The organism is Candidatus Poribacteria bacterium (assembly GCA_021295755.1).
Taxonomy (GTDB): domain Bacteria; phylum Poribacteria; class WGA-4E; order WGA-4E; family PCPOR2b; genus PCPOR2b.
This window is the reverse complement of the sequence record JAGWBT010000062.1, coordinates 6,433-6,834: the sequence shown is the minus strand read 5'-3', so window position 1 is coordinate 6,834 and position 402 is coordinate 6,433. Positions and strand designations below refer to the sequence as shown.

The 402-nt window shown below is 56.5% G+C and carries 1 protein-coding gene; it reads right to left on the bottom strand.

Annotation, left to right across the window (positions count from 1 at the left end):
- Positions 1-10: 10 nt before the first annotated feature.
- Positions 11-402, bottom strand: a 392-nt coding sequence (locus tag J4G02_10585) for a hypothetical protein (protein ID MCE2395021.1), incomplete at its 5' end; no start/stop codon positions are given.

Sequence of the window (402 nt, the reverse complement as noted above, 5' to 3'; positions counted from 1 at the left end):
GACTTACCCCCTAACTCGCCTCCTCCCGCCAACGTTGCAGGGGATGGCTACGGTCCTTGAGTGGAAACGGGACGCGTCCACCGCGTCGGTGAGACTCCCATGAGCCATGAATCATCTCCAACGACGCACGCCCCTCTCGACCTGACGAAATCGGATCTGCATCCGGGGCATCAGGTTCAAGCAACGACTGGATAAGGCGAGATTGAAGCACCTGATTAATGTCTCGGGTTCCTAGATGCTGACCCGTAATACGATCCTCATCGGGCAGCGAAACCGGCTGCCATTGATGCCCCTCCACAGGTGTCATAAATTCGCCGCGGTGTATGAACATCACCGTAGCAACGCTTCGACGCAGCGCGATCCGTCCTTTTGTGCCGATGAGATCTAAACCATACGCCCTAT